The 1247-nt window shown below is 49.1% G+C and carries 1 protein-coding gene; it reads left to right on the forward strand.

What is annotated here, in order from left to right:
* On the forward strand, nucleotides 1-1060 hold a 1060-nt coding region (gene ltrA / locus O9K64_RS23405), incomplete at its 5' end, for a group II intron reverse transcriptase/maturase (protein ID WP_275100535.1).
* Nucleotides 1061-1247 lie beyond the last annotated feature (187 nt).

A 1247-nucleotide genomic window follows, 5' to 3' on the forward strand; every position in this document is an offset into this window, starting at 1 on the left:
GGTGTATATCCCGAAACCGGGCAGTCATAAACAGCGACCACTCGGTATTCCCGCGCTGGAAGACAAACTGGTACAAACGGGCTTGGTCAAAATCCTGCAAGGGATTTATGAACAAGACTTCATTGACGACTCCTATGGGTTCCGGCCGGGGCGAAGTTGCCATGATGCGCTACGCGCACTTAGTCAAACCGTCGAAGGTCAGCCCATCCACTACATGGTCGAAGCCGATATCAAAGGCTTCTTCGATCACGTGGATCAGGAGCAGTTGATGGCCTTTATCAGCCACCGGATAGCCGATAAGCGAATACTGAGGTACATCAAGCGCTTTCTCAAAGCCGGCATCAACGAAGATGGCCAGCACAGAGCGAGTGAACGCGGTTTGCCCCAGGGCGGCTCAGCTTCACCGTTACTGGCGAATATCTATCTTCACTATGTCCTTGATCTCTGGTTTGAGAAACGCATTAAGCCCAAGTGTCGGGGGTACGCACGATTAATCCGTTATGCGGATGATTATGTGGCGTGTTTCCAGAGCGAAAGGGAAGCCAAAGAATTTGAAGCAGCGATGGCAGAGAGACTGGAACAGTTTCATCTTGAAATTGCGCCAGAGAAAACCAAGCGTTTTGAATTTGGTGCATTTGCGCAATCCAAAGCAAAATCCAGAGGAGAAAGAGTGGCAACATTCGATTTTCTCGGATTTACCCACTATTGCTCACGCAGTCGGGATGGCAAGCGATTTCGCATGAAAAGGCTTACCATCAGCAAACGTTTTACCGCCAAGTTAGTCGGGTACAAAGAATGGCTGTGTGCCAATCGTACGCTCCCCACTGATCAAATCCTGAAAACGACAGCGGCGAAACTGCGCGGACACTTTGCTTATTATGGTGTAACAGACAATAGCAAAAGCATCAATAACTTTAGCTATCTGGTCAAACAAACCCTGTTTAAATGGCTCAATCGACGCGGTAAACGCGGCTGCTATACGTGGGAGAAGTTTAACAAACTGCTTTCACGGTATCCGCTGCCAGCGCCGCGAATTATGGTGAACTTATTGTCCTTTTGAAGTGAAGTGTGTTGTCGAGGAGCCGTGTGCGTAAATAGCGCCAGCACGGTTCTGTGAGGGGCGTGATTGCAACTGATGTGCAAAATGTTAAGCAGAAATCACATAGTAGCTGCGTGCAGCGAGGTGTTCAATGAAAGCATTGCCTGTTTAATGTGTTTGTATGCTGGGAGCGTCCGTCTACTCGACC

The sequence above is a fragment of the Sedimenticola hydrogenitrophicus genome (assembly GCF_029017505.1).
Classification (GTDB): Bacteria; Pseudomonadota; Gammaproteobacteria; order Chromatiales; family Chromatiaceae; genus Sedimenticola; species Sedimenticola hydrogenitrophicus_A.